The 21,272-nt window shown below is 65.6% G+C and carries 19 protein-coding genes; 4 read left to right on the top strand and 15 right to left on the bottom strand.

The window, feature by feature from the left end:
• Positions 1 to 36: 36 nt before the first annotated feature.
• From rseP to ACDH77_RS06910, 15 genes are all read right to left on the bottom strand, one after another.
• Complete coding sequence (gene rseP / locus ACDH77_RS06840) at positions 37 to 1,383, bottom strand: RIP metalloprotease RseP (RefSeq protein WP_122273117.1); 1,347 nt, start codon at positions 1,381 to 1,383, stop codon at positions 37 to 39.
• Between the two features lie 26 nt (positions 1,384 to 1,409).
• Positions 1,410 to 2,600 carry a 1-deoxy-D-xylulose-5-phosphate reductoisomerase gene (locus tag ACDH77_RS06845; protein ID WP_127171364.1) on the bottom strand — a complete coding sequence of 397 codons (1,191 nt, stop codon included), beginning with the start codon at positions 2,598 to 2,600 and terminating at the stop codon, positions 1,410 to 1,412.
• A gap of 2 nt (positions 2,601 to 2,602) precedes the next feature.
• Positions 2,603 to 3,430: a phosphatidate cytidylyltransferase gene (locus tag ACDH77_RS06850; RefSeq protein ID WP_011346893.1), complete on the bottom strand. Its 828-nt coding sequence runs from the start codon at positions 3,428 to 3,430 to the stop codon at positions 2,603 to 2,605.
• Positions 3,427 to 4,185 carry a polyprenyl diphosphate synthase gene (gene uppS / locus ACDH77_RS06855; protein WP_011346894.1) on the bottom strand — a complete coding sequence of 253 codons (759 nt, stop codon included), beginning with the start codon at positions 4,183 to 4,185 and terminating at the stop codon, positions 3,427 to 3,429. Before uppS ends, ACDH77_RS06850 begins: the two co-directional genes overlap by 4 nt.
• A gap of 17 nt (positions 4,186 to 4,202) precedes the next feature.
• Positions 4,203 to 4,760: a ribosome recycling factor gene (frr, locus tag ACDH77_RS06860; protein WP_005921623.1), complete on the bottom strand. Its 558-nt coding sequence runs from the start codon at positions 4,758 to 4,760 to the stop codon at positions 4,203 to 4,205.
• A gap of 187 nt (positions 4,761 to 4,947) precedes the next feature.
• The gene (gene pyrH, locus ACDH77_RS06865; protein ID WP_005911727.1) at positions 4,948 to 5,670 is read right to left on the bottom strand and encodes a UMP kinase; all 723 of its coding nucleotides are present in this window, start codon (positions 5,668 to 5,670) and stop codon (positions 4,948 to 4,950) included.
• Positions 5,671 to 5,776: 106 nt separating this feature from the next.
• Positions 5,777 to 7,300, bottom strand: coding sequence for a GGDEF domain-containing protein (locus ACDH77_RS06870; protein ID WP_065628302.1), 1,524 nt, complete (start codon positions 7,298 to 7,300; stop codon positions 5,777 to 5,779).
• Between the two features lie 277 nt (positions 7,301 to 7,577).
• On the bottom strand, positions 7,578 to 8,456 hold the full coding sequence (gene tsf, locus ACDH77_RS06875; protein WP_008578287.1) for a translation elongation factor Ts: 879 nt from the start codon (positions 8,454 to 8,456) through the stop codon (positions 7,578 to 7,580).
• A gap of 169 nt (positions 8,457 to 8,625) precedes the next feature.
• Complete coding sequence (gene rpsB, locus ACDH77_RS06880; RefSeq protein WP_011346896.1) at positions 8,626 to 9,423, bottom strand: 30S ribosomal protein S2; 798 nt, start codon at positions 9,421 to 9,423, stop codon at positions 8,626 to 8,628.
• 421 nt (positions 9,424 to 9,844) lie between these two features.
• Positions 9,845 to 10,570 carry a molecular chaperone gene (locus ACDH77_RS06885; RefSeq protein WP_057680907.1) on the bottom strand — a complete coding sequence of 242 codons (726 nt, stop codon included), beginning with the start codon at positions 10,568 to 10,570 and terminating at the stop codon, positions 9,845 to 9,847.
• 2 nt (positions 10,571 to 10,572) lie between these two features.
• The gene (locus ACDH77_RS06890; protein ID WP_031421854.1) at positions 10,573 to 10,905 is read right to left on the bottom strand and encodes a hypothetical protein; all 333 of its coding nucleotides are present in this window, start codon (positions 10,903 to 10,905) and stop codon (positions 10,573 to 10,575) included.
• Between the two features lie 48 nt (positions 10,906 to 10,953).
• Complete coding sequence (locus ACDH77_RS06895) at positions 10,954 to 11,988, bottom strand: spore coat U domain-containing protein (RefSeq protein ID WP_031421856.1); 1,035 nt, start codon at positions 11,986 to 11,988, stop codon at positions 10,954 to 10,956.
• Complete coding sequence (locus tag ACDH77_RS06900) at positions 11,985 to 14,336, bottom strand: fimbria/pilus outer membrane usher protein (RefSeq protein ID WP_109290647.1); 2,352 nt, start codon at positions 14,334 to 14,336, stop codon at positions 11,985 to 11,987. Before ACDH77_RS06900 ends, ACDH77_RS06895 begins: the two co-directional genes overlap by 4 nt.
• 16 nt (positions 14,337 to 14,352) lie before the next feature.
• Entirely contained in the window at positions 14,353 to 15,123 is a 771-nt protein-coding gene (locus ACDH77_RS06905) for a molecular chaperone (RefSeq protein ID WP_109290648.1), read from the bottom strand.
• Between the two features lie 8 nt (positions 15,124 to 15,131).
• On the bottom strand, positions 15,132 to 15,683 hold the full coding sequence (locus ACDH77_RS06910) for a spore coat U domain-containing protein (protein ID WP_008576696.1): 552 nt from the start codon (positions 15,681 to 15,683) through the stop codon (positions 15,132 to 15,134).
• Between the two features lie 290 nt (positions 15,684 to 15,973).
• On the opposite strand from ACDH77_RS06910, the gene map reads away from it, so the two are divergent.
• The 4 genes from map (at position 15,974) to ACDH77_RS06930 (ending at position 21,124) form a co-directional block, all read left to right on the top strand.
• A complete protein-coding gene (gene map, locus ACDH77_RS06915) occupies positions 15,974 to 16,750 on the top strand; it encodes a type I methionyl aminopeptidase (protein WP_008576697.1) in 777 nt (258 codons plus the stop codon).
• Positions 16,747 to 19,356 carry a [protein-PII] uridylyltransferase gene (locus ACDH77_RS06920; protein ID WP_218488387.1) on the top strand — a complete coding sequence of 870 codons (2,610 nt, stop codon included), beginning with the start codon at positions 16,747 to 16,749 and terminating at the stop codon, positions 19,354 to 19,356. The genes map and ACDH77_RS06920 overlap by 4 nt, the downstream gene beginning before the upstream one ends.
• 22 nt (positions 19,357 to 19,378) lie before the next feature.
• Positions 19,379 to 20,575 carry a 2,3,4,5-tetrahydropyridine-2,6-dicarboxylate N-succinyltransferase gene (gene dapD, locus ACDH77_RS06925; RefSeq protein ID WP_372353775.1) on the top strand — a complete coding sequence of 399 codons (1,197 nt, stop codon included), beginning with the start codon at positions 19,379 to 19,381 and terminating at the stop codon, positions 20,573 to 20,575.
• A gap of 192 nt (positions 20,576 to 20,767) precedes the next feature.
• Positions 20,768 to 21,124, top strand: coding sequence for an arsenate reductase (locus tag ACDH77_RS06930; RefSeq protein ID WP_209260954.1), 357 nt, complete (start codon positions 20,768 to 20,770; stop codon positions 21,122 to 21,124).
• Positions 21,125 to 21,272 lie beyond the last annotated feature (148 nt).

Consider the following 21,272-nt stretch of genomic DNA (forward strand, 5'->3'; position numbering starts at 1 on the left):
ATGACGACGACAACAGGCGGAAAGAGTGGAGCAGCTTCATCGTGGAACCAGGCCGAGGATGTCGTTGTAGAACGCCAGTCCCATCAACCCGGCCAGGACCGCCAGGCCGACGTATTGTCCGGCAATCATGGCCCGTTCGCTGATCGGGCTGCCCTTGATCAACTCGATAAGGTAATACAGCAGATGCCCACCGTCCAAGATCGGGATGGGCATCAGGTTGATGATCGCAAGGCTGAGCGACAGCAATCCGAGGAAATACAGGAACCAGTCGAGCCCGCGTTCGGCCGAGGCGTTGGCGGCACGCGCAATGGTGACCGGGCCGGAGATGTTCTTGACCGAGGCCTGGCCGGTCAGCATGCGCTTCATCATGCCCAGCGAGTCGGCGGTCATCCGACCGGTTTCGCGGATCGCAGCCGGCACGGCGGCGAACAGCCCGTACTGCTGGCGGCTGTCGTATTCCGGAGCCGGCGCGGCGGCCGGACGCACGCCGATCATCCATTGGCCCTGCGGCGACTTGCGCGGGGCAATTTCCAGCGCCAGCCGGTCTTCGCCGCGCGCCACCTCGATCATGCCCGGCCCACCGTGGGCGCCCAATGCCTGCACTTGCGGAATGATGTCTTCGGCCGAGCGGATTGGCTGGCCGTCGATGGCCATGATGCGGTCGCCCGGCTTGAGCAGGCCATCGGCCACCGAGCCCTTCACCACTTCGGCAATCACCGGTGGCTGCAGCATGAACTGCCAGCCGATGCCGGCCAGTGCGGCCACGCGGCGTTCGTCGAAACCGAGCGGCAGCTGCGACAAGCGCAAGGTGTGCTCACTGCTACCCGCAGTGTCAGAGGTGGTCAGGACGCGGACATCGCGCCTGTCCATTGCCGCAGTGGTGAGCTGCATGCTGGCATCGCTCCAGCTGCTCACGCTGCGACCGTCGATGCGCACGATGCGCTCGCCCGGGCCCAGCCCGGCCTCGGCGGCCAGGCCATCGGCCCGACCAATGGTTGCCGAATAATCCTGCTTGCCTACCACGAACATCGCCCACAGCATCGCCATGCACAGCAACAGGTTGGCAATGGGACCGGCTGCGACGATCGCGATGCGCTGCCACACGGTCTTGCGATTGAAGGCTTGGTCCTGCTCGGCCGGATGCACGTCGCCTTCGCGCTCGTCGAGCATTTTGACGTAGCCGCCCAGCGGAATCGCGGCAACCACGAACTCGGTGCCGTGGCGGTTGCGGCGCATCCACAGCGGTTTGCCGAAGCCCACCGAAAAGCGCAGCACCTTGACGCCGCAGCGCCGCGCCACCCAGAAATGCCCGAATTCGTGAAAGGTCACCAACACGCCCAGGCTGACGATCATCCACCAGACCGAACCGATGAAATCACCCATGTGTGCAACTCGCGTGCGTGGAACGATCAGGCATGAAGGGCGTGGTGGGCGAGGGCGCGTTCAGTGATTTGCCGAGCTTGCGCATCGGCAAAAAGCAGGGTGTCGAGGGAATCGGCATTGTGCCGCGGGAGCGTTGTCAGTGTGTGTTCGACCAACGCAGGGATCGCTAGGAAACCCACCTGGCCCTGAAGAAAGGCTGAAACAGCCACTTCATTGGCCGCGTTCAGGATCGCCGGGGCGGTGCCGCCGGCCCGTAACGCGTCCCAGGCCAGGCGCAGACATGGGAACGCGGCGGTGTCGGGGGCCTCGAAATCCAGCCGGCCCTGGCGAAGCAGGTCCAGCCCGCCGACGCCGGAGTCGACCCGCTCCGGCCAGGCCAAGCCCACCGCCAGGGTGGTACGCATGTCCGGCAGGCCAAGCTGGGCAAGCGTGGAGCCGTCGACGAATTCCACCAGCGAATGCACCAGGCTCTGCGGATGCACCAGCACATCGATCTGCTCGCCCGGCAGTCCGAACAGGTGATGCGCCTCGATGACTTCCAGGCCCTTGTTCATCAGGGTTGCCGAATCCACCGAGATCTTCGGGCCCATCGACCACTTGGGATGCGCCACTGCCTGCGCGGGCGTGACTGCGGCAAGTGCCGCGCGGTCGCGGCCGCGGAACGGGCCACCGGAGGCAGTCAGGATGACCCGGCGCACGCCGCGGCTGGCGTCGCAGGAGCGCAGGCACTGGAAGATGGCGCTGTGTTCGCTGTCGATCGGAATGATTTCAGCGCCGGCAGCGGCTGCGGTGCGGGTCAGCAGCTCGCCAGCCAGCACCAGCGATTCCTTGTTGGCCAGCAACAGACGCTTGCCGGCGCGCGCTGCCGCCAGCGTAGACGGCAGCCCGGCCGCACCCACGATCGCCGCCACCACGGTGTCGCACACATCGCCGCTCGCCAGTGCGTCCAACGCCTCGGCGCCGGCGTGCGCCTGGGTCGCCAGGCCCAGCGCGCGCAGGCCATCGCGCAGCGCGGGATACAGCGCTGCATCGGCAATCACCGCATGCGCAGGCCGGTGGGTGGCGCACAGCGCCAGCAGCTCATCGACCTTGCTGCCGGCCGACAGCACGCTGGCGCGCAGCCGCTCGGGGTGACGCGCGATCACGTCCAGTGCCGATGCACCGATCGAGCCGGTGGCGCCGAACACGGCGACCTGACGGAGAGAGGAGCCAGCCATGCCTAGAATCCGAGAATTTCCTTGCCGAGTGCGAACACCGGCAGGGCAGCGAGCACGCCATCGATGCGGTCCAGCACGCCGCCATGGCCCGGAATCAGCGTGCCCGAGTCCTTGGCGCCGGCGTGGCGCTTGAGCAGGCTTTCGAACAGGTCGCCCAGCACCGATGCCAGCACCGCCAGTGCGGAGACCAGCACCAGCTGCGGCACATGTGCCAGCGTCAGCCCGGCCAGCCAGCCGAACGCGCAGGCAACCGCAATGCCGGCGAGCAGGCCTCCGAGCAACCCTTCGATGGTCTTGTTGGGGCTGACCCGCGGCGCCAGCTTGTGTTTGCCGAACGCGCGGCCGGCGAAGTAGGCACCGGAGTCAGCCGCCCACACCATGGTCAGCGCGGTCAGCAACCACAGGTTGCCCTTGTCCGGGCTGGCATGCAGCAGCACCAGCGCTGCCCATGCCGGCAGCACCGCCAGGGTGCCGGCGGCCAGCTTGAGTGCGCGCGCCTGGCCGTTGCCATGATCGGCGCCGAAGGTGAAAAAGCGCAGCCACAGCAGCGCCAACAGCCACCACGCCACGCCGACCAGCGACGCAATCTGGAACAGCACCATCGAGCCGGCCGAGGCCCACACCATCAGCACCATCAGCAGCAGGTTGAGCGTCAAAAGCACGGTGCGCGGCAGGCTGTCGTCGATCCCGGAGAGCTTGAGCCACTCCCACAGGCCGGTCAGGAACAGGACCGCCGCCAGCGCTGCCAGCCATTGGGTGGGCAGCAGCACGATCGCGCAAATCGCGAGCGGCGCCATGATCAGCGCGGCAATCACGCGAGTCTTGGTCATGCGGAGGAGCTCTCCGTCGCCTTGTCGGCGATCTGTGCGCTGGTCAGGCCGAAGCGGCGTTCACGCCCGGCAAAGTCGTCCAGCGCTTGCTGCAGCACGCCGGCATCGAACTCCGGCCACAGGGTTTCGGTGAACCACAGCTCGGTGTAAGCCAGCTGCCACAACAGGAAATTGCTGATGCGGGTGTCGCCACCGGTGCGGATGAACAGGTCCGGCGCGGGCAGGTCGGCCAGGGCGACCCGGCTGGACAGCAGCGCTTCGTCGATCTGCTCTGGCTGCAGGCGGCCTGCAGCGACGTCTTCGGCCAATGCGCGGGCAGCCGCTGCGATGTCCTGGCGGCCGCCGTAGCTGGCTGCGATGCTCAGCACCAGCCGCGAGTTCGTTGCGGTGCTGCGCTCGGCGCCGGCCATGCGCTCGCGCAATGGTGCGGCAAAGCGGCTGCGGTCGCCGATGAAGCGCACCTGCACGCCACGTCGCTGCAGTTCTTCGACCTCGCGGTCGAGCGCATGCAGGAACAGCTTCATCAGCGCGTCGACCTCATCCTGCGGACGGCCCCAGTTTTCACTGGAAAACGCGAACAGGGTCAGCGCCGACACGCCTTTTTCCAGGCAGAAATCGATCGTGCGATTGACCGCGCGCGCGCCGGCGCGATGGCCGATCATGCGCGGACGCCGCCGACGCTGCGCCCAACGCCCATTGCCATCCATGATGATGGCGATGTGGCGCGGCACAGCAGCAGAAGGGACTGGATGCATGGCAGGCGATGCCACGATCAGACCGTCATCAATTCCTGTTCCTTGCCCTTGACGACCTCATCCACGTCCTTGATGGCCTTGTCGGTGAGCTTCTGGATATCGTCCTCGGCGCTGCGGGCTTCGTCTTCGGTGACGGCCTTGTCCTTGAGCAGATCCTTGACCTGCTGGTTGGCGTCGCGGCGGATGTTGCGAATGGCGACCTTGCTGTCTTCGCCCTCGCCATGCACGGACTTGCTGAGCTCCTTGCGGCGCTCCTCGGTCAGCGGCGGCAGGTTCAGGCGGATCACGGTGCCGACCACGGTCGGGGTCAGGCCCAGATCCGAAGCGTAAATGGCTTTTTCCACGTCCTTGATCATGCCCTTGTCGAACAGGCTGATGACCAGCGAGCGGCCTTCGGACACGCTGATGCTGGCAACCTGATTCAGGGGCGTATCGGCGCCGTAGGCCTTGACCTTGATACCGTCCAGCAGCGCCGGCGAGGCACGGCCGGTGCGGATGGTGGTGAGGGAATGGCGCAGAGCATCGATGCTCTTGGTCATGCGCGTCTGCGCGTCTTGTTTGATCTGGGTGAGCATCGCCGGAATCCGTGTGGAGCTGAATCCGGGGATTATAGCCGGGACTGGGGTTTCACGACTCGCGGGCCGTCAGCACCCGCGCAGCCGGTTCACTTGGCGCCCCTTTTCACGCCGGGCGCCGGGTTGGAGATCGCTGTGCAGCCTGCGGCCATGCGCTCTTGCGATTCCCCAATCCCGATTCCCGACCTCAGCTGCGGCCCTGCACCAACGTGCCGATCTGCTCGCCGTGCAGGATGCGCAGCAGCACGCCCGGTTCGCTCATGCCGAAGATGCGCAGCGGCAGGTCGCTGTCGCGCGCCAGTGCGAAGGCGGCGGTATCCATCACTTCCAGGCCCTGCAGGATCACCTGGTCGTAGGTCAGGCTGTCGTAGCGCACCGCATCGGTGTGCTTCTTCGGGTCCTTGTCGTACACGCCGTCGACCTTGGTTGCCTTGAGCAGCAGGTCGGCACCGATCTCGATCGCGCGCAGCGCTGCGCCCGAGTCGGTGGTGAAGAACGGGTTGCCGGTGCCGGCGGCGAAGATCGCGATGCGGCCCTTCTCCAGGTGACGGATCGCGCGGCGACGGATGAAGTCTTCGCAGACATCGTTGATCTTGATGGCGCTCATCACGCGCACCTTGGCGCCGAGTTTTTCCAGCGCATCCTGCATCGCCAGCGCGTTGATTACCGTGGCCAGCATGCCCATGTGGTCGCCTGTGACGCGGTCCATGCCGCTGGCAGCCAGGCCGGCGCCGCGGAAGATGTTGCCACCGCCGATCACCAGCGCCACCTGCGCGCCGGCCTGCTGGGCTTCGATCACTTCATGCGCCAGGCGATTGATGACCTTGGGGTCGATGCCGTAATCCCCGTCCCCCATCAGCGCCTCCCCGGAAAGTTTGAGAAGAATGCGGCGATAGGAAAGTTCGGACATGGGGAAACCTCGGGGGTGGGGGATCGGCAAACGCCGGCAATTCTAGCGGAAGCCTGTCACCTGGCGTGGTAAAAATTCCTTTGTTGGCAGTGGCGTGACCGGTTGCTCAATGCGCGCGCGGGTTCGGCGGCGTTGGTACATCGGTCGCATCGTACGCGGTGACGCGGTTGCGGCCGCGATGCTTGGAGCGATACAGCGTGCTGTCGGCGGCCTGCAACAAATGGTCGATGCTGTCGAACTGGCGCTCGGCACCGCCGTGCGTGGCAAGACCCGCAGAGAAGGTGATATGCAATGGGCCGCCCTGCAGTTGCGCCATCGGCGTACGCGCGGTTTCGGCCAGGATGCGTTCGATCACCATCAGCGCCGCATCGGCAGGTGTATTGGGCAGGATCACCAGGAATTCTTCGCCGCCGTAGCGCGCCACCAGGTCGCTGGTGCGCACCATGCGTTGCAGCGTTTGCGCGAAATTGCGCAACACTTCATCGCCGACCAGATGTCCGTGCGCATCGTTGACGCGCTTGAACTCGTCCAGGTCGATGAAGGCGATCGACAGCGGCCAGCCCTGGCGCGAGGCCAGTTCGAACTCATGCGTCAGCGCGGTACCGAGCTGATGCCGATTGAATACCCCGGTCAACGCATCGCGGCTGGCCTGTTCGGCCAGATGACGCATGCGGTTTTCCGATTCGTCGGCATGCCGGCGCGCTTCGGCCACGTCCTGCAATTCGCGCAGGCTGCGCAGCATCGCCAGTTCACGCGCCTGCTCGAAGATCATCTGGATGTGCTCGGGCTGCGGCACGCGGATGTCGAACAGCGCCTCCAGTTCCGGCAGCGATTCGGCGATGCGTTCGATCACTTTTTCGAAGCGTTCGGCATCGAGCTCCAGCACGTCCTGCGCCTGCTGCTGCGCATGTTCGGTTGCAGTGACCGCACTGGCCGAGAGCCAGATATCGGCCAGGCGCCCGGATAGCGCCACGCAGGCCATGAACGGTTCCAGGCCTGCCGGTTCTTCTTCGCTCTGCGCAATCGCATTCTGCAGATACGGCGGCAGCTGCCACTGATGCGCCAGCCAGGCGCCGACTTCGGCATGCGTGGCGCCCAGCTGTTCGCGTTCGGCAACCAGCAGCGCGGTGTTGTCGGCGGCCTGTTCCAGCAGCGGCCCGTATAGATCGGGCGCGCCCTGCAGCAGGGCCAGCTTGCCGATGTCCTGCAGCAGGCCGGCCAGCATCAATTCTTCGGGTTTGCGGATGCCGTAGGCCTGGCCGAGGATGCGACTGGCCAGCGCGCATAGGCCGGCGCGGCGCCAGATGCGCTCGTGCAAGGGGTGGGCGATGAAGGTGCTGCGCACGCCGTGCACCATCGAAAAGCCCAGTGCCAGGCTCAAGGTCGCGTTGAGGCCGAGCATGGTCAGCGCCTGGCCGAGATTGTCGATGCGGCGGCGACTGGCGTAGAGCGGCGAATTGGCCACCCGCAGCATACGTGCGCTCAATGCCATGTCCATGCCGATGACCTTGGCCGTGGTGGTCATGTCCACGTCCGGATCCTGCGCAAGTTCGATGATGCGCAACGCAACGCCGGGCGGCGAGGGCAGGTTACGGCAGTAGTGCAGGGCGGCCTGGAGATCTGGTTGCATGAGTCATCGCCAACAGTGGCCACAAGCATACAGCTGCGGTCGTTGAGTAGGGCGCGCCATGCTCCGCCATCGCCGCGCCACAAAACATGCGTGATGGAACGCCAGAACCTGGTCGGCATCTTCAGGTAACGGCAATGCCGATGACATCTGTAGAGTTGAGGCCGCTTGCCGCCGTGCCGGATGCGTTCGCTTCAGGTTCGCGCCAGTGTGCGGATGCGCGACCGACAGGCAAAAAAAAAGCCGCGGCATGCCGCGGCTTTTTTCCGAGCGGGGAAGATCAGGCCAGGCCGGCCTGCTTCATCACTTCGGCGGCGTAGTCTTCCACCACCTTCTCGATGCCTTCGCCAACGGCCAGGCGCTGGAAGCCGATCACGTCGGCGCCGGCGGCCTTGACTGCCTGCTCGACGGTCTGGTCGGTGTTGAGCACGTACGGCTGGCCGTACAGCGTCACTTCGTTGACGATCTTGCTGATCTTGCCGCTGATGATCTTTTCCAGGATCTCGGCCGGCTTGGCCTTGTCCTTTTCGGACATCTTGGCCAGTTCGATTTCCTTTTCCTTGGCAACGAATTCGGCCGGAACGTCGGAGGCCTTGACGTGCGGCGGGTTCATCGCCGCAATGTGCATGGCGATGCCGCGCGCCAGCTCGATGTCGCCACCCTTCAGTTCGACCAGCACGCCGATACGGCCGCCGTGCACATAGGCCGCGACGTTGTTGGCGCTGTCGATACGGACCAGGCGACGCACCTGCAGGTTTTCGCCGACCTTGGCGATCACCGCAGCGCGACGCTCTTCGATGGTCTCGCCGCTGTCGAGCTTGACGCTCTTGAGCGCTTCGGCATCGGCAGCGTCCGAGTTCAGTGCGGCATTGGCCACGACCTCGGTGAAGGCCAGGAAGTTCTCGTCCTTGGCGACGAAGTCGGTCTCGGAGTTGACTTCGACCAGCACGGCCTTGCCGCCGGCCTGGGCGGTGGCGATGCGGCCTTCGGCGGCGACGCGGTCAGCCTTCTTGTCGGCCTTGGCCAGGCCCGACTTGCGCAGCCACTCGGCCGCGGCGTCGATGTCGCCTGCGTTTTCGACGAGTGCCTTCTTGCACTCCATCATGCCGGCGCCGGTGCGCTCGCGCAGTTCCTTGACCAGGGAAGCAGTGATTTCCATGGAATTACCTCATATGGACGAATGCGTGCGGCGGAAGCGATTCCGCCAGTAGGAGACGGTGCGGCATGCCGCCGCCCCCGTAGATGTATGCAGTAGCCTCAGCGACGGAGCGCGAGGGCGCCGTCGGGACTGCGGCCGCACAGCATGGTGCGGCCGCATTGCACGCCGATTACTCGGCGGCGTCAGCCTTCTTGTCGCCCTTCTTGGCCGGAGCGCGACGGCCCTTGCCTTCGTCGGCGGACTCGGCCGAGAACTCTTCTTCGCGCACCGAAGCGGAGTTCGGCGCAGCCGCCTTGCCTTCCAGCACGGCGTCGGCAGCGGCGCGTGCGTACAGCTGCACGGCGCGGATGGCGTCGTCGTTGCCCGGGATGGCGTAGTCGACCAGGGCCGGATCGTAGTTGGTGTCGACCACGGCGATCACCGGAATGCCGAGCTTCTTGGCTTCCTTGATGGCGATGTCTTCATGGCCGATATCGATCACGAAGATCGCATCGGGCAGGCGGTTCATTTCCTTGATGCCACCGAGCGAGGCGTCCAGCTTTTCGCGCTCGCGACGCAGGCCCAGCACTTCGTGCTTGACCAGCTTGTCGAAGGTGCCGTCGGTTTCAGCGGCTTCCAGTTCCTTCAGGCGGGCAACCGACTGCTTGACGGTGCGGAAGTTGGTCAGCGTGCCGCCCAGCCAGCGCTGGGTCATGAACGGCATGTTGCAACGCTCGGCTTCTTCCTTGATGGACTCGCGCGCGCTGCGCTTGGTGCCCAGGAACAGCACGGTGCCGCGCTTCTGCGCAACCGAGGAGAGGAAGTTCATCGCGTCGTTGAAGAGCGGAACGGTCTTCTCGAGGTTGATGATGTGGATCTTGCCGCGCGCGCCGAAGATGTACGGCGCCATCTTGGGGTTCCAGTAGCGGGTCTGGTGGCCGAAATGGACGCCGGCTTCCAGCATCTGACGCATGGTGACTTGGGGCATTGAAAAAACTCCTGATAGCGGAATCGCCGTGCGCGGCTTGTGGTTGAAAAGTCCGCACATGGATGTGCGGGCTGTTGCGAGGGGCTCGCATCAAAACGCACACGATTCCGGGGTTGGGCTTCCCTGTTGCCTCCGCGACGAACCCTGTGTGAGGGCACCCCGGCGCGGATGGCGGCAGCAGGTGTGAATTCGTCGGTGACGTCCGACGTGGACGACGCAATGCGCAAGAGACGCAAAACAGCCGGCGGAGTATAGCTGGCGAGTGGGCGTGGCGCAATTGGCGGGAATCGGGAATCGGGAATCGGGAATCGGGATCGGGATCGGGATCGGGATCGGGATCGGGAATCGGAGAGCCTGGTTCGCTTGGGCCTTCACCAGCCCACGATCAGCTAGCGCAATCGGCTTGACCCATTCCCAATTCTCAATTCCCGATTCCCGGCTCCAGCGCCAACGTGCTTTCGATATCGCTGTTGATACGCGCCACGAAGCGGCCGCTGCCTGCGGGCAGGTTGGCGGGCAGGGCCCATTGGCGGGTCTGGCCGGGGAGGACGTAGCCGGCCAGGTCGCCGCGGATATTGCGGCGGGTGCCGCCGGCATCGATATAGGCCAGGTCGGCCAGGCGCGCATGGCTGGAGCCGGAATTGTGGATACGCAACGCGCGCTGGCTGCCGTGCCCGGCCAGGCTGGCGTGCAACGCCGGTTGCGCTGCGCTGGCCTGGCTGGGCTGTGCAAACACCGGGGTGGAATAACGCAGCAGGTCGGTCTCGTTGCCGATCGCGTGCTGGGTCACCACGAGCCGGTAGCTGTCTTCGGCCTGCGTGGGGCTGGGGCCGAGGCGGATCACGCGCAACAGCTGCCGGCCTTGCGACGGAATTTCGAAGTGCGACGGGCTGATCGTGACGCCGGTGGCTGGCTCGAGGAGTTCGCGCTCACCGTCCTGGCGCCAGCGGTAGAGCTTGGCGTCGGCACGCCATGGTTGCGCGGCCTGGTTGTAGAGCCAGACCGTTGCCTGGTCGCTGTCGGCCGGGATGTGCGCGGTGGTCGGCGCGATGGCGATCTCGGCAGCACTGGCGGCGCCGCTTGCTGCCATACAGCCCAGGGCCAGGACCCGGGCCAACAGATCGCGAAGGTGGCGAGCAGTGGCCATGCTCAGAACGCAATGGTGGTGATGCGCGCGCTGCCGGCGGGCAGCGGCCCGGCAAGCGCGCTGGCGTCCTGGCCGGTGCTGGTGACGGCGGGTGCCTCATTGCTGCTGGGCGGCTCGGCGATCGCCATCGGAGTGCCCCTGGAGCAACTGGCGCGCGGCGGCGCGGTACGCAGTTCGCAACCGCTGAGCAGGCGCAGGCCGATGTGGAGGGTGGAATTTTCCGGCCCCCGCGCGGTGGCTGCGTTCGCCGCGGTAGATGTCGCGGCGCAAGCGAGAGCAGCCAGGGCCAAGCGCTTCAGGAAGGTGACCTGCGTCATGGAGGCAATCGTTTGCATTGGAGACGTAACGAATAGCGACGCCCCCGATACGAACTTTATTAACTGTCAGTAAGTGATGGAGACGGTCACCGTGTCGGTATAGGCGCCGGCAATCGGCAGTTGTGGGGCCGGCGCACGGCCATAGACGGTGACCGTCTGGGTGGTGCCGTTGCCGGTGCCTGCCAGCGTATCCACCCCGATGACGGTACCCCACCGATTACTGCGGCCGGTATTGCTGTAGAGCTCGTAATTGATGTAATTGGCGCTGCTGGCGTGGCGCATTCGCCGCACGCTGCCGCTGGCATTGCTGCCATTGTCCAGGCCGATATTCCACGCGGTGCGGTTGGTGCAGGCCAGGCTGATGGTGGAGGTGCGATCGATGGCGGTGTCGATGCTGCCGGCAATGCTGCCGAAGTCCAGATCGGTGGTGACGTAGGCATTGCAGCGTGCCGGCACGGTGGCCGAGGCAGTGAACGGGAAGGCGTTGCTGGCAGTCTTGGAGCCGGTGCCGCCCGCCGTGCAACTGCTCGGCAGCGAGGGCATCCCGGTGATGCTTTCGTTGTAGGAGTAGCGCAGCACGGTGTCGGCGCCACCAAAGCTGCTGGTGTGGTTTCCGACCGAAAGGATCTGGTTGGCCGGAATCCGCCCATACACGGTGATGGTGGCGGTCTGCGAGCCGCCGGTGATGACCGGCACGTTGTAGGACAGTGTCAAGGTGCGCGGCGAGGGGGCCGCCGACCCGGTGGCGCCCCAGATCTGCGTGCGGGTTGCCTCGCTGTAGATCTGGAAATCCAGGCTGTCGGTGGTGGAGTTGAGCATGCGACGAGGGGCATACACGCCGCTGCTGGCACTGCCGGGGCCAAGGTCCAGGCAGAGGCTGACTTGTACGTAGCCCAGCACGCTGAGCGCAGCAGTCGCGCAGGAAACGTTGAGTGTTGCCACTGCATCGGTGGTGCCGTTGGCCGCCACGTTGCCAAATGCCAACGGTGTGCCGAGGGTGACGGTGCAGGTGGTCTCTGCGTGCGCCCGCTCGCTGGGCCCAAGCCACACCATCGCGATCGTCAGCGCGAGCATCAGGCGCCAAAGCGTGGACATGCTCATGGCGTGGTCTGCTCAGGGATGCACTGCAGCGGCCCCACCCGCGGAATGCTGCCCGGATCGGCGGAATACGCGAACTGCGCAACGCAACGGCCCTCGGGCAGGTCGACCAGGATGCGGTTGTCGCGTTGCAGATTGTCCAGATAGGTTTCGCCGTCGTAGCCGACCACCACGCGTTCGGTACTGCCGTCGCGCTGCACCACGCTGCCGACGGGCAGCGGCGCGCCTTGCGCGTCGTGCAGCACGATGATGGCGGCGCGCACGCGGGTAATGCCGAAGCGCACCGCCACGCCGGATTGCTGGCGTGGTGTCACCGTGGTGTCGACACGGTCTACGCGCAGGTCTGCCGGCAGGCTCAAGGTGTCGATGGAGAGCTGGTTGCGCTGCCACGATTGCAACGGCGTCACCAGCAGGGTGCCGCGCGCGTCGGTGACTCCGATCAGGCGGTTTTCCAGGCGGACCGGAATGCCGGGCTGGCCGTCGGTGGAGACCACCGCGAACGCGTCCTGGATATCGCGCGCGGCGAAGGTGCGGCCATTCATCCACACCAGGCTACCGCTGGCGCTGGCATAGCCGAAGCTGTCGCCGTCCTGGGTTGCGGCGCCGAGGTTGTAGCGGCCGACCCGGTTCAACCAGCCCAGTTCGGCCAGCCCGCCGCTGGCGTCGTCGCCGGCACGGCCTTGCAGGCGCCAGCCGATGCCGCCCAGATCGCCATCGCCAGGCAGCGGCTGGCTGACGTCGGCCACCAGGCCGGTACGCTCGCCGTTGCGCTGCATCGATGCGCTGGCCTGACGCACTTCGCCGAAGGTGGTCGACAGCGACAGGTACAGGCTGCGATCGCTGGAGACATCCAGATTCTGATTGCCCGACAGATTGGCCGCCCAGTTGCGCCCGAAGCTGCGCGACCAGAACACGCTCGCATAGCGCGAGGTATCGCCTTGCGGATAGCTCAGCCGCACATAGCTGGTGCCGAGCGAGCCGATCGGGTCGACGTTGACCCCGAGTGCTGCGCGGTCGCTGACGCGCGCTGGCAGGGCGCCTTGCAGTGCGCCCAGGTCGCGATAATCGCCATGGGTGCGCTGGCTGCCCAGATTGACGTTGAAACGCCGGTTGTTCCAGGCGTAGCCCAGCACGTACTGGCCGCCCCGTAGCGCGTCCATCCGGCTGTGCGCGTAGGCGGCATTGACCACCCCGCCCACGCCAAGCAGCCACACGCCGCCTGCGCCGGCGTTGATCACGCCGCCGCCAGTTTCGGCATGCGCTTCGATCGTGAAATCGTCGCGCAGGCCTTTGCGAAAGGTGGCGCTGGCCACACGGCGTCGGTCGTAGGAAAACGAGCGCACGCCGTAGTCGCGGCGCAGATGGCCGATGCCGGCCGACCATTCGGAAATGCCGCGCGCCAGCAACTGCGGTGTGCCATAGAACGCGAAATCCAGCCGACGCACGCGTCCGAACGCATCGGTCACCACGATCTGCGCCTGGCCGGTGCCGCTGATGCCCGGTTGCGCGGCCAGCTGAAACGGGCCGGCCGGCACCTGGCCGCTGTACTGGCGCAAGCCGTCCACATACAGCTCAACGGTGGAAGGCACTGCCGCTTCGCCGAGAAAGCTCGGCGTTGGCGTCAGCACCCGATACGGTTGCAAGGCGTAATTGCGGCCGATCTGCACGCCGCCCAGGCGGATCGAGCGGCTCCAGTCGACAAAGCCGCTATAGAAATCGCCCACGCTGAGGCTGGTGGCGCTGTCCGGGAAATCCATCTGCCAGGCACTGTCCAGACGCACCGCTTCGCTGCGCCAGCGTTTGTCCTGGGGGCGATCGTAGGCCAGGAAGACCGCGGTGGTATCGACCATGCCGCGCCCGATGCCGAACGCGCGCACTTCGGTGGCCAGCGACGCGCTGCTGACGCCGGCATTGCGGGTGGCATACAGGTCGTAATTGAGCAGCATGCCGGGCGATGCAGTGGCGCTGGGCGGGGCCACTTCTTCGGCTTTGAGCACCGTGGTGGACAACGACAGCTGCGCCAGCGGCGCCTGCAGCGCCAGCCGCTGCAGCGCCGCGTCGTAGCGCACTTCCACGTCGGGCAGGCGGTCCAGATCGACCAATTCGCCAGGCACGCGGTCGGCCAGGATGAAGCCGAGTTTGCGCAGGGTTTCCACCGAGCCGCGTAGCCGCCCGTCGACCAGTTCGAATGGTGCCAAGCCGCGGTCGGCCTGGTTCAAGGTCACGTCCAGATACAGCGTTTGCGGCTGTGGCGTAGCGCTGGGTGGCGGCTGATCGGGAAGCGACGTCACATCGGCCAGATCGCCGGCTGCGGCGCTGCCCAGGCAACTGGCGGTCGCAAGGAGCGTCATCGCCAGCCGCGCCGCATCAAGGCGCCGTCGGCGCGGCCAACAAGATACGTTCGTCAGCCTCACCATTGATCCTTGCGATGATGGTGCCGCGGCCGAACTGCGCCAGCGGCGCACCCAGCGACCAACGCATGGTCTGCCCGGGCAGTACATAACCGACCAAGCCGTTCAACGCGGTCTTGGTTGCGCCATCGACCTGGTGCCGCAGGTCGGCGACCTGCGCATGGCCGGTGCCGGTATTTCTGATCTGGATCTGCGCCTTGCCATCGCTGCCGGCAACCACCTGCGCGCTCAGGGTCGGCGAAGGTTCGGTGTTGCCGGGCGGCAGCAGGAAGATCGGCACCGAATAACGCAGCACGAACTGCATGCCTTTGCGGTCGGCATCGGCACTGGGCAGCTCGTCGACGATGATGCGGTAACACTGCTCCTGCCCGCTCGGGGCAGGCCCGGCGCGGATGACCCGGATCAACTGGCGCTCGCCAGCGGCCAGGGTGCGCATCGGCGGGCTGACCAGCAGATCCTGGGTGGGGTCGAGCTGATCCTGCCCATCGCGCTGGGTCCAGCGATAGGCGCGGGTCTGCACCTGGACCGGCGCGCTGCCGCTGTTGCTCAGCCACAGGCCGTCGGCGGTCTGCTGGGCGCTCAGGCTCAGCGATGTGGGTGCCAACTGCAGGCTGGCGGCATGCGCCGGCGTCGGCACGGCGCCGTTGGCCATGACCAGCGTCATCGCCAGCCCGGCCGATATCAGCCAGGCAGGTAAACGTGACAACGGGCGGTGATGCACAGGCATGCGCGGGCTCAATAGACGATCGTGGCAGTGATCGTGTCCTGGTAACTACCGGTCGCAGGGTTGTTGGCCGACGGGTTGGTCACGCGACCGTAGACCGGGTAGACCTGGTTCAGGCCGGTGGCGGTGCGGCTGAGCGTGTTGGTGCCGGTAGTGCTGCCCCAGACCGTGCTGCGGCCCAGATCCTGGTAGAGCTGGTAGGCGATGTAGTTGTTGGTGGTCACCAGCGCGTCGGTATTTTTCATGCGGCGGGTGGTGACGTCGTTGGCAGTCCCGGCATTGCTGCCCGCGCTCAGTGCGATGTTGTACGGCGTCAACGCGGTGCACTGGGCCGTCACGCTGCCGTTGGCGTCCGCATTGGCGGTCGAGGTCGAGAGTACCGAGCCGAAGTCGACGTCCGTGGCGGATGCGGCGGTGATCGTGCAGGCCTTGGTGACCGCGATCTTGACGTTGAAGGTGGTGGTGTCTGCCGCGCTCGCCATGCCAATGGTCGAAAGCAGGCCGAGCGATAGCAGGACAGGGCGGACAGTACGCATGGACATTTCCTTGACCGTTCTGGTCATTGATGACGCGACGAGTCGTCGCCTTCCCTGCAATGCATCAGCTGTGCCAAACATAACGCCGAATTCACACGCTATCTAGCTGTCCTGGCTCGCTTTATTGACAAAAGTGCGATGTCCTACGGATGACTTCGTTAAGATGTTTCTTGACGCCGCGTGCACGGCGTCACGCATGAATAGGCGGCTGCGCCGGTTTTCTGCTGTGCGGTCCGCTTGAGGCCAGTCGTTGCGTCCGCAAAAAAGCGCGTGCGCTGGTCGTTCAGATTCAGCCCGGATCGGCGATAATCGTGGCCATGAGCGTCAATCTGAAAACCAAAGAAGAAATCGAACTGATGCGTGTCGCCGGCCGCTTGGCCGCCGAGGTGCTCGATGTGGTGGCGCCGCACGTGAAGCCGGGCGTGACCACTGCCGAGCTGGACCGCATCTGCCATGACCACATCGTCAACGTGCAGGGCACCATCCCCGCCAATGTCGGCTATCGCGGCTTCCCCAAGAGCGTGTGTACCTCGGTCAACAACGTGATCTGTCACGGCATCCCGAGTGCAGCCAAGGTGTTGAAGGACGGCGACATCGTCAATATCGACGTCACCGTCATCAAGGACGGCTGGCATGGCGACACCAGCCGCATGTACTACGTCGGCACCCCGTCGGTGATGGCCAAGCGCTTGGTCGAAACGACATATGAAGCGATGTGGCGCGGCATCCGGGCGGTCAAGCCGGGCGCCACGCTGGGCGATGTGGGCCATGCCATCCAGAAGTTCGCCGAAGCCGAGCGCTTCAGCGTGGTACGCGATTACTGCGGCCACGGCATCGGCAAGGTGTATCACGACGAGCCGCAGGTCATGCATTACGGCCGTCCGGGCGAAGGGCTGGTGCTCAAGCCGGGCATGACCTTCACCATCGAGCCGATGATCAACGAAGGCACCTATCACCATAAGACGCTGCCGGACGGCTGGACCGTGGTCACCAAGGACCGCAAGTTGTCTGCGCAGTGGGAGCACATGGTTGCGGTGACCGAAGACGGCGTAGATGTGTTGACGCTGTCGGCCAATTCGCCCGCGCCGGTATGACCGACACGCCGGCGGAGCGACCCGACCCGGGCGTCGCCGGCGACGCGGACTGGGCCGCGCAGGCCCGTCCGCTGCTGGTGCATGCGGACATGCGCCTGTGCAAACGCTTCGATCAGGGCGAGCCGATCGAGCGTCTGGTCGCGCTGCGCGCACGCGCGGTCGACCAATTGATGCGCAATGCCTGGATGCGCTGTATTCCGGCCGACAGCGGTTTGTCGCTGCATGCGGTCGGCGGCTATGGGCGCGGCGAATTGTTTCCGCGCTCGGACGTGGATGTGCTGGTGCTGGGCGACACCGCCGCGCAACAGCAGCACGAGCAGGCCCTGGCACGCTTATTCGCGCTGCTGTGGGATGTGGGCTTGCCGATCAGTCACGCGGTGCGCTCGCCAGCGCAGTGCACCGCTGCGGCGGCGGACCAGACCGTGCTCACTGCCTTGATCGAATCGCGCGCACTGGTGGCCGACGGCCAGGCGCGTGCTGCGCTGGCCACGGCGATCGCGCCGCCGCAGGTGTGGCCGCCGCGCGATTTCTTCCAGGCCAAGCGCGAGGAATTGCTGGCGCGCCATCAGCGCTTCGGCGACACCGCCGATAATCTCGAGCCGGATATCAAGGACGGCCCCGGCGGTCTGCGCGATCTGCAGACGCTGGGCTGGATGGCCTTGCGCGCGTTCGGGGTCAAGGACCTGGAGGCCCTGGTCGGGCTGGGCCATGTCGGCTTCGACGAGGCCGCCGCGTTGCGTCGCGAGCGCGAAGAACTTGCCCGTCTGCGTTTCGGCCTGCACATCGTGGCCAACCGGCCGGAAGAGCGCCTGCGGTTCGATTACCAAAAGACCCTGGCCGAACGGTTGGGGTTCGCCGACGACCCGGAAAGCCTGGGCGTGGAAAAAATGATGCAGCGCTTTTATCGCAGCGCTGCACTGATCCGCCGCATCAGCGACCGCTTGTTGCAGCGCTTCGAAGAACAGTTCGATGGCGAAGCGACGCCGGAGCCGCTGGGCGGCGGCTTCAGCCTGCGCCGCGGCTATCTGGCTGCCGACGCCGAAAGCTGGCCGGAGGGCGATGTGCTGCAGGTGTTCGCGCTGTTTGCGCAGTGGGCCGCGCATCGCGAGGTGCGCGGACTGCATTCACTGACCGCGCGCGCGCTGGCCGAGGTCCTGCGCGATCTGCCGGCGTACGACATTGCCGATGCAACGGCCCGGGAACGCTTCATGGCGTTGCTGCGCGGCCCGCGTGCGGTGGAAACGCTCAATCGCATGGCGCGGCTGGGCGTGCTGGGCCAGTGGATTCCGGCATTCGCCAGCGTTTCCGGGCGCATGCAGTTCGACCTGTTCCATGTCTACACGGTGGACCAGCACACCTTGATGGTGCTGCGGAACATCGCGTTGTTTGCCGCCGGCCGTGCAGATGAGCGTTTCTCCATCGCCCATGAAGTCTGGCCGCGTCTGCGCAAGCCGGAACTGCTGTTGCTGGCGGGCCTGTTCCACGACATCGCCAAGGGCCGCGGCGGCGATCATTCGGAACTGGGCGCGGTGGATGCGCGCGCGTTCTGCCTGGCGCACCGCTTGAGCGAAGGCGATACCGAGCTGGTGACCTGGCTGGTGGAGCAGCACTTGCGCATGTCGGTCACCGCGCAGAAGCAGGACATTTCCGACCCGGAGGTGATTCACCGTTTTGCGACGTTGGTGGGCACACGCGAGCGTCTGGACTATCTGTACCTGCTCACCTGCGCCGATATTGCCGGCACCAGTCCCAAGCTGTGGAACGCCTGGAAAGACCGGCTGTTGGCGGATCTGTATTTCGCCGCGCGTCGCGCGTTGCGCGAAGGCCTGGAACACCCGCCGCCGCGTGAGGAACGGCTACGCGAAGCGCGCGAATCGGCGCGTACCTTGATGCAGGCGCAGGGGCACGATGATGTCACCATCGACCGCCAGTTTGCCGGCATGCCGGACGAGAATTTCCTGCGCTTCCGTCCCGAGCAATTGGCCTGGCAGGCGGCCTCGCTGATCGAAGTGGAGATCGGCCAGACCCTGGTCAAGGCGCGTCGCGCGGTGCCGGACAACGACGCACTGGAAGTGTTTGTGTATTCGCCGGACCGCGATGGGCTGTTTGCGGCCATCGTGGCCACGCTCGATCGCAAGGGCTACGGCATCCATCGCGCACGTGTGCTGGATGCGCCACACGATGCAATCTTCGACGTGTTCGAAGTGTTGCCGCAGGAGACCTATGCCGACGGCGACCCGCAGCGGCTGGCGGCAACGCTGCGTCAGGTGTTGGCCGGCGATCTGCACAAGGTGCGCCCGGCGCGCCGCGCAGTGCCGCGCCAGTTGCGCCATTTCCGCTTCGCACCGCGGGTGGAATTCAGCGAAAGCGCCGGCGGCCGCCGCACCCGCATCAGTCTGGTCGCACCCGACCGCCCCGGCCTGCTCGCCGATGTCGCGCACGTGTTGCGCATGCAGCACCTGCGCGTGCACGACGCGCGTATCGCCACCTTCGGCGAGCGTGCCGAAGACCAGTTCCAGATCACCGACGAGCATGACCGCCCGTTGTCCGAATCCGCCAGGCAGGCCTTGCGCGATGCGCTGTGCGCCTGCCTTGACCCTATCTAGCTAGCAACTCCGGAGACCCCCCATGGCCACCAGCAAGAAGACCGCGCGCAAGCAGAGCGCGACCACCCCCACCGCAGCGTCCAAGCGCGCGAGTGCAACGGCCAAGGCCGCCAAGGTGCCGGCTGTTGCCGCTTCCAAGCCAGGCGCTGGCGTCGGTAAGCAGGGCGCGGCAGCTGGCGCTGTCGGCAAAAAGGCTGCTGCATCTGATGCGGCAAGCCCGAAAACCGCTGCAAGGAAGACCGGCGGCAAGTCCGCGACGTCCGCTGCACCGCGCGTGGCCAAGCAGCCGACCAAGGTGGTTGCTGCACCGGCCGCAAAGAAGGCTGCGGCGGCAAAGAAGCTGCCGATTGCAGAGCAGGTCGTGCACAGCGCCGCAACGCAGGTCGGCAGCGACGAACTCAAACTGGGCATCGAAAGCGCATTCGAACGGCGCGCCACGCTGACCATGGACGAGATCGACGGTTCCACCCGTGCCATTGTCAATCGCGTGATCGACGGACTGGAAAGCGGGCAGTTTCGCGTCGCCGAGCCGGACGGACAGGGCGGCTGGACCGTCAACGAGTGGCTGAAAAAAGCGGTGCTGCTGTATTTCCGCGTCAACGAGATGGCGGTGATCGAAGCGCAGCCGGCGCCGTTCTGGGACAAGGTGGAATCGCGCTTTGCCGGCTTCCATGAAGCCGAATTCCGCAAGGCCGGCGTGCGCGTCGTGCCGGGCGCGGTGGCGCGTCGCGGCAGTTACTTCGGCAAGGACGTGGTGCTGATGCCGAGTTTCACCAACATCGGCGCCTATGTCGGTGAAGGCACCATGGTCGATACCTGGGCCACCGTGGGGTCGTGCGCGCAGATCGGCAAGCACTGCCATTTGTCCGGTGGCGCCGGCATCGGCGGCGTGCTCGAACCGCTGCAGGCCAGCCCCACCATCATCGAAGATCACTGCTTTATCGGCGCACGCTCGGAAGTGGTGGAAGGCGTGGTCATCGGGCACCACAGCGTGATCGGCATGGGCGTGTTCATCGGTCAGAGCACACGCATCTACAACCGCGCTACCGGCGAGATTTCCTATGGCTATGTGCCGCCGTACAGCGTGGTGGTGTCCGGGCAGCTGCCCTCCAAGGACGGCTCGCACTCGCTGTATTGCGCGGTGATCGTCAAGCAGGTGGACGCCAAGACGCGCAGCAAGACCAGCGTCAACGAACTGTTGCGTGGTCTGGCGGATTAATCCGCTTCGCGGCGGCAACAGATGACGCGCAGCGCCGGTCGAGGGTGCGCCTTTGGCACTCTCGGCCGCTGCGATGACACGCGCGTCCAAGCGCGCTTGTGAGATCGCCTGCCGGTCGCGTTACACGCAGTTTTATCGCACCCCCTTTCGAGAAGTGAGGGGCTCTGCAAACCGCCTTTTGGGATATTTCGCATGACCACGCTCTACGGACTCAAAAACTGCGATACCTGCAAGAAAGCCACCAAGTGGCTGGATCGTTTTGGTGTGGCGTATACGTTTGTCGACTATCGCGATCACAAGCCGGAGCCGGAGACTCTGGCGGCGTGGGCGGAGCAAGTTGGTGGATTCGATGTGTTGATCAACAAGTCTTCGACCACCTGGCGGCAGTTGCCGGACAACCGCAAGGCGGCGGGCAGTGCGGCCGAATGGAAGCTGTTGCTGCGCGAGTACCCGCAGCTGATCCGGCGGCCGCTTGTCATCACCGACGAGGGCGCGCTGCATCAGGGCTTTTCCGACAACGGCTTCAAGAAGCTATTCGGCGTTGGCTAAGCGACTGCGGTTTTCGATGGTGCTGCGGACGGTGTTGCCGCTATCGTCGTGATGCGTGATGTCTGGCATGTTGATCGCGCGCTCATCGGCCGGGCAAGCCGTTCGACCTCGCGCCGGCAATGACGCGACGACTGCCTGCAAACCGGTT

The sequence above is a fragment of the Xanthomonas axonopodis pv. maculifoliigardeniae genome (assembly GCF_041519315.1).
Lineage (GTDB): Bacteria > Pseudomonadota > Gammaproteobacteria > Xanthomonadales > Xanthomonadaceae > Xanthomonas > Xanthomonas euvesicatoria.

Excerpts from the sequence above, each read along its gene's own strand:
- tsf (WP_008578287.1), bottom strand. The coding sequence starts at position 8,456 with ATGGAAATCACTGCTTCCCTGGTCAAGGAACTGCGCGAGCGCACCGGC.
- ACDH77_RS06845 (WP_127171364.1), bottom strand. The coding sequence starts at position 2,600 with ATGGCTGGCTCCTCTCTCCGTCAGGTCGCCGTGTTCGGCGCCACCGGC.
- frr (WP_005921623.1), bottom strand. The coding sequence starts at position 4,760 with ATGCTCACCCAGATCAAACAAGACGCGCAGACGCGCATGACCAAGAGC.
- rseP (WP_122273117.1), bottom strand. The coding sequence starts at position 1,383 with ATGGGTGATTTCATCGGTTCGGTCTGGTGGATGATCGTCAGCCTGGGC.
- map (WP_008576697.1), top strand. The coding sequence starts at position 15,974 with ATGAGCGTCAATCTGAAAACCAAAGAAGAAATCGAACTGATGCGTGTC.
- ACDH77_RS06870 (WP_065628302.1), bottom strand. The coding sequence starts at position 7,300 with ATGCAACCAGATCTCCAGGCCGCCCTGCACTACTGCCGTAACCTGCCC.
- uppS (WP_011346894.1), bottom strand. The coding sequence starts at position 4,185 with ATGCATCCAGTCCCTTCTGCTGCTGTGCCGCGCCACATCGCCATCATC.
- rpsB (WP_011346896.1), bottom strand. The coding sequence starts at position 9,423 with ATGCCCCAAGTCACCATGCGTCAGATGCTGGAAGCCGGCGTCCATTTC.
- ACDH77_RS06905 (WP_109290648.1), bottom strand. The coding sequence starts at position 15,123 with ATGCCTGTGCATCACCGCCCGTTGTCACGTTTACCTGCCTGGCTGATA.
- ACDH77_RS06850 (WP_011346893.1), bottom strand. The coding sequence starts at position 3,430 with ATGACCAAGACTCGCGTGATTGCCGCGCTGATCATGGCGCCGCTCGCG.
- ACDH77_RS06885 (WP_057680907.1), bottom strand. The coding sequence starts at position 10,570 with ATGGCCACTGCTCGCCACCTTCGCGATCTGTTGGCCCGGGTCCTGGCC.
- ACDH77_RS06895 (WP_031421856.1), bottom strand. The coding sequence starts at position 11,988 with ATGAGCATGTCCACGCTTTGGCGCCTGATGCTCGCGCTGACGATCGCG.
- ACDH77_RS06910 (WP_008576696.1), bottom strand. The coding sequence starts at position 15,683 with ATGACCAGAACGGTCAAGGAAATGTCCATGCGTACTGTCCGCCCTGTC.
- pyrH (WP_005911727.1), bottom strand. The coding sequence starts at position 5,670 with ATGTCCGAACTTTCCTATCGCCGCATTCTTCTCAAACTTTCCGGGGAG.
- ACDH77_RS06890 (WP_031421854.1), bottom strand. The coding sequence starts at position 10,905 with ATGCAAACGATTGCCTCCATGACGCAGGTCACCTTCCTGAAGCGCTTG.
- ACDH77_RS06930 (WP_209260954.1), top strand. The coding sequence starts at position 20,768 with ATGACCACGCTCTACGGACTCAAAAACTGCGATACCTGCAAGAAAGCC.
- ACDH77_RS06900 (WP_109290647.1), bottom strand. The coding sequence starts at position 14,336 with ATGACGCTCCTTGCGACCGCCAGTTGCCTGGGCAGCGCCGCAGCCGGC.
- ACDH77_RS06920 (WP_218488387.1), top strand. The coding sequence starts at position 16,747 with ATGACCGACACGCCGGCGGAGCGACCCGACCCGGGCGTCGCCGGCGAC.
- dapD (WP_372353775.1), top strand. The coding sequence starts at position 19,379 with ATGGCCACCAGCAAGAAGACCGCGCGCAAGCAGAGCGCGACCACCCCC.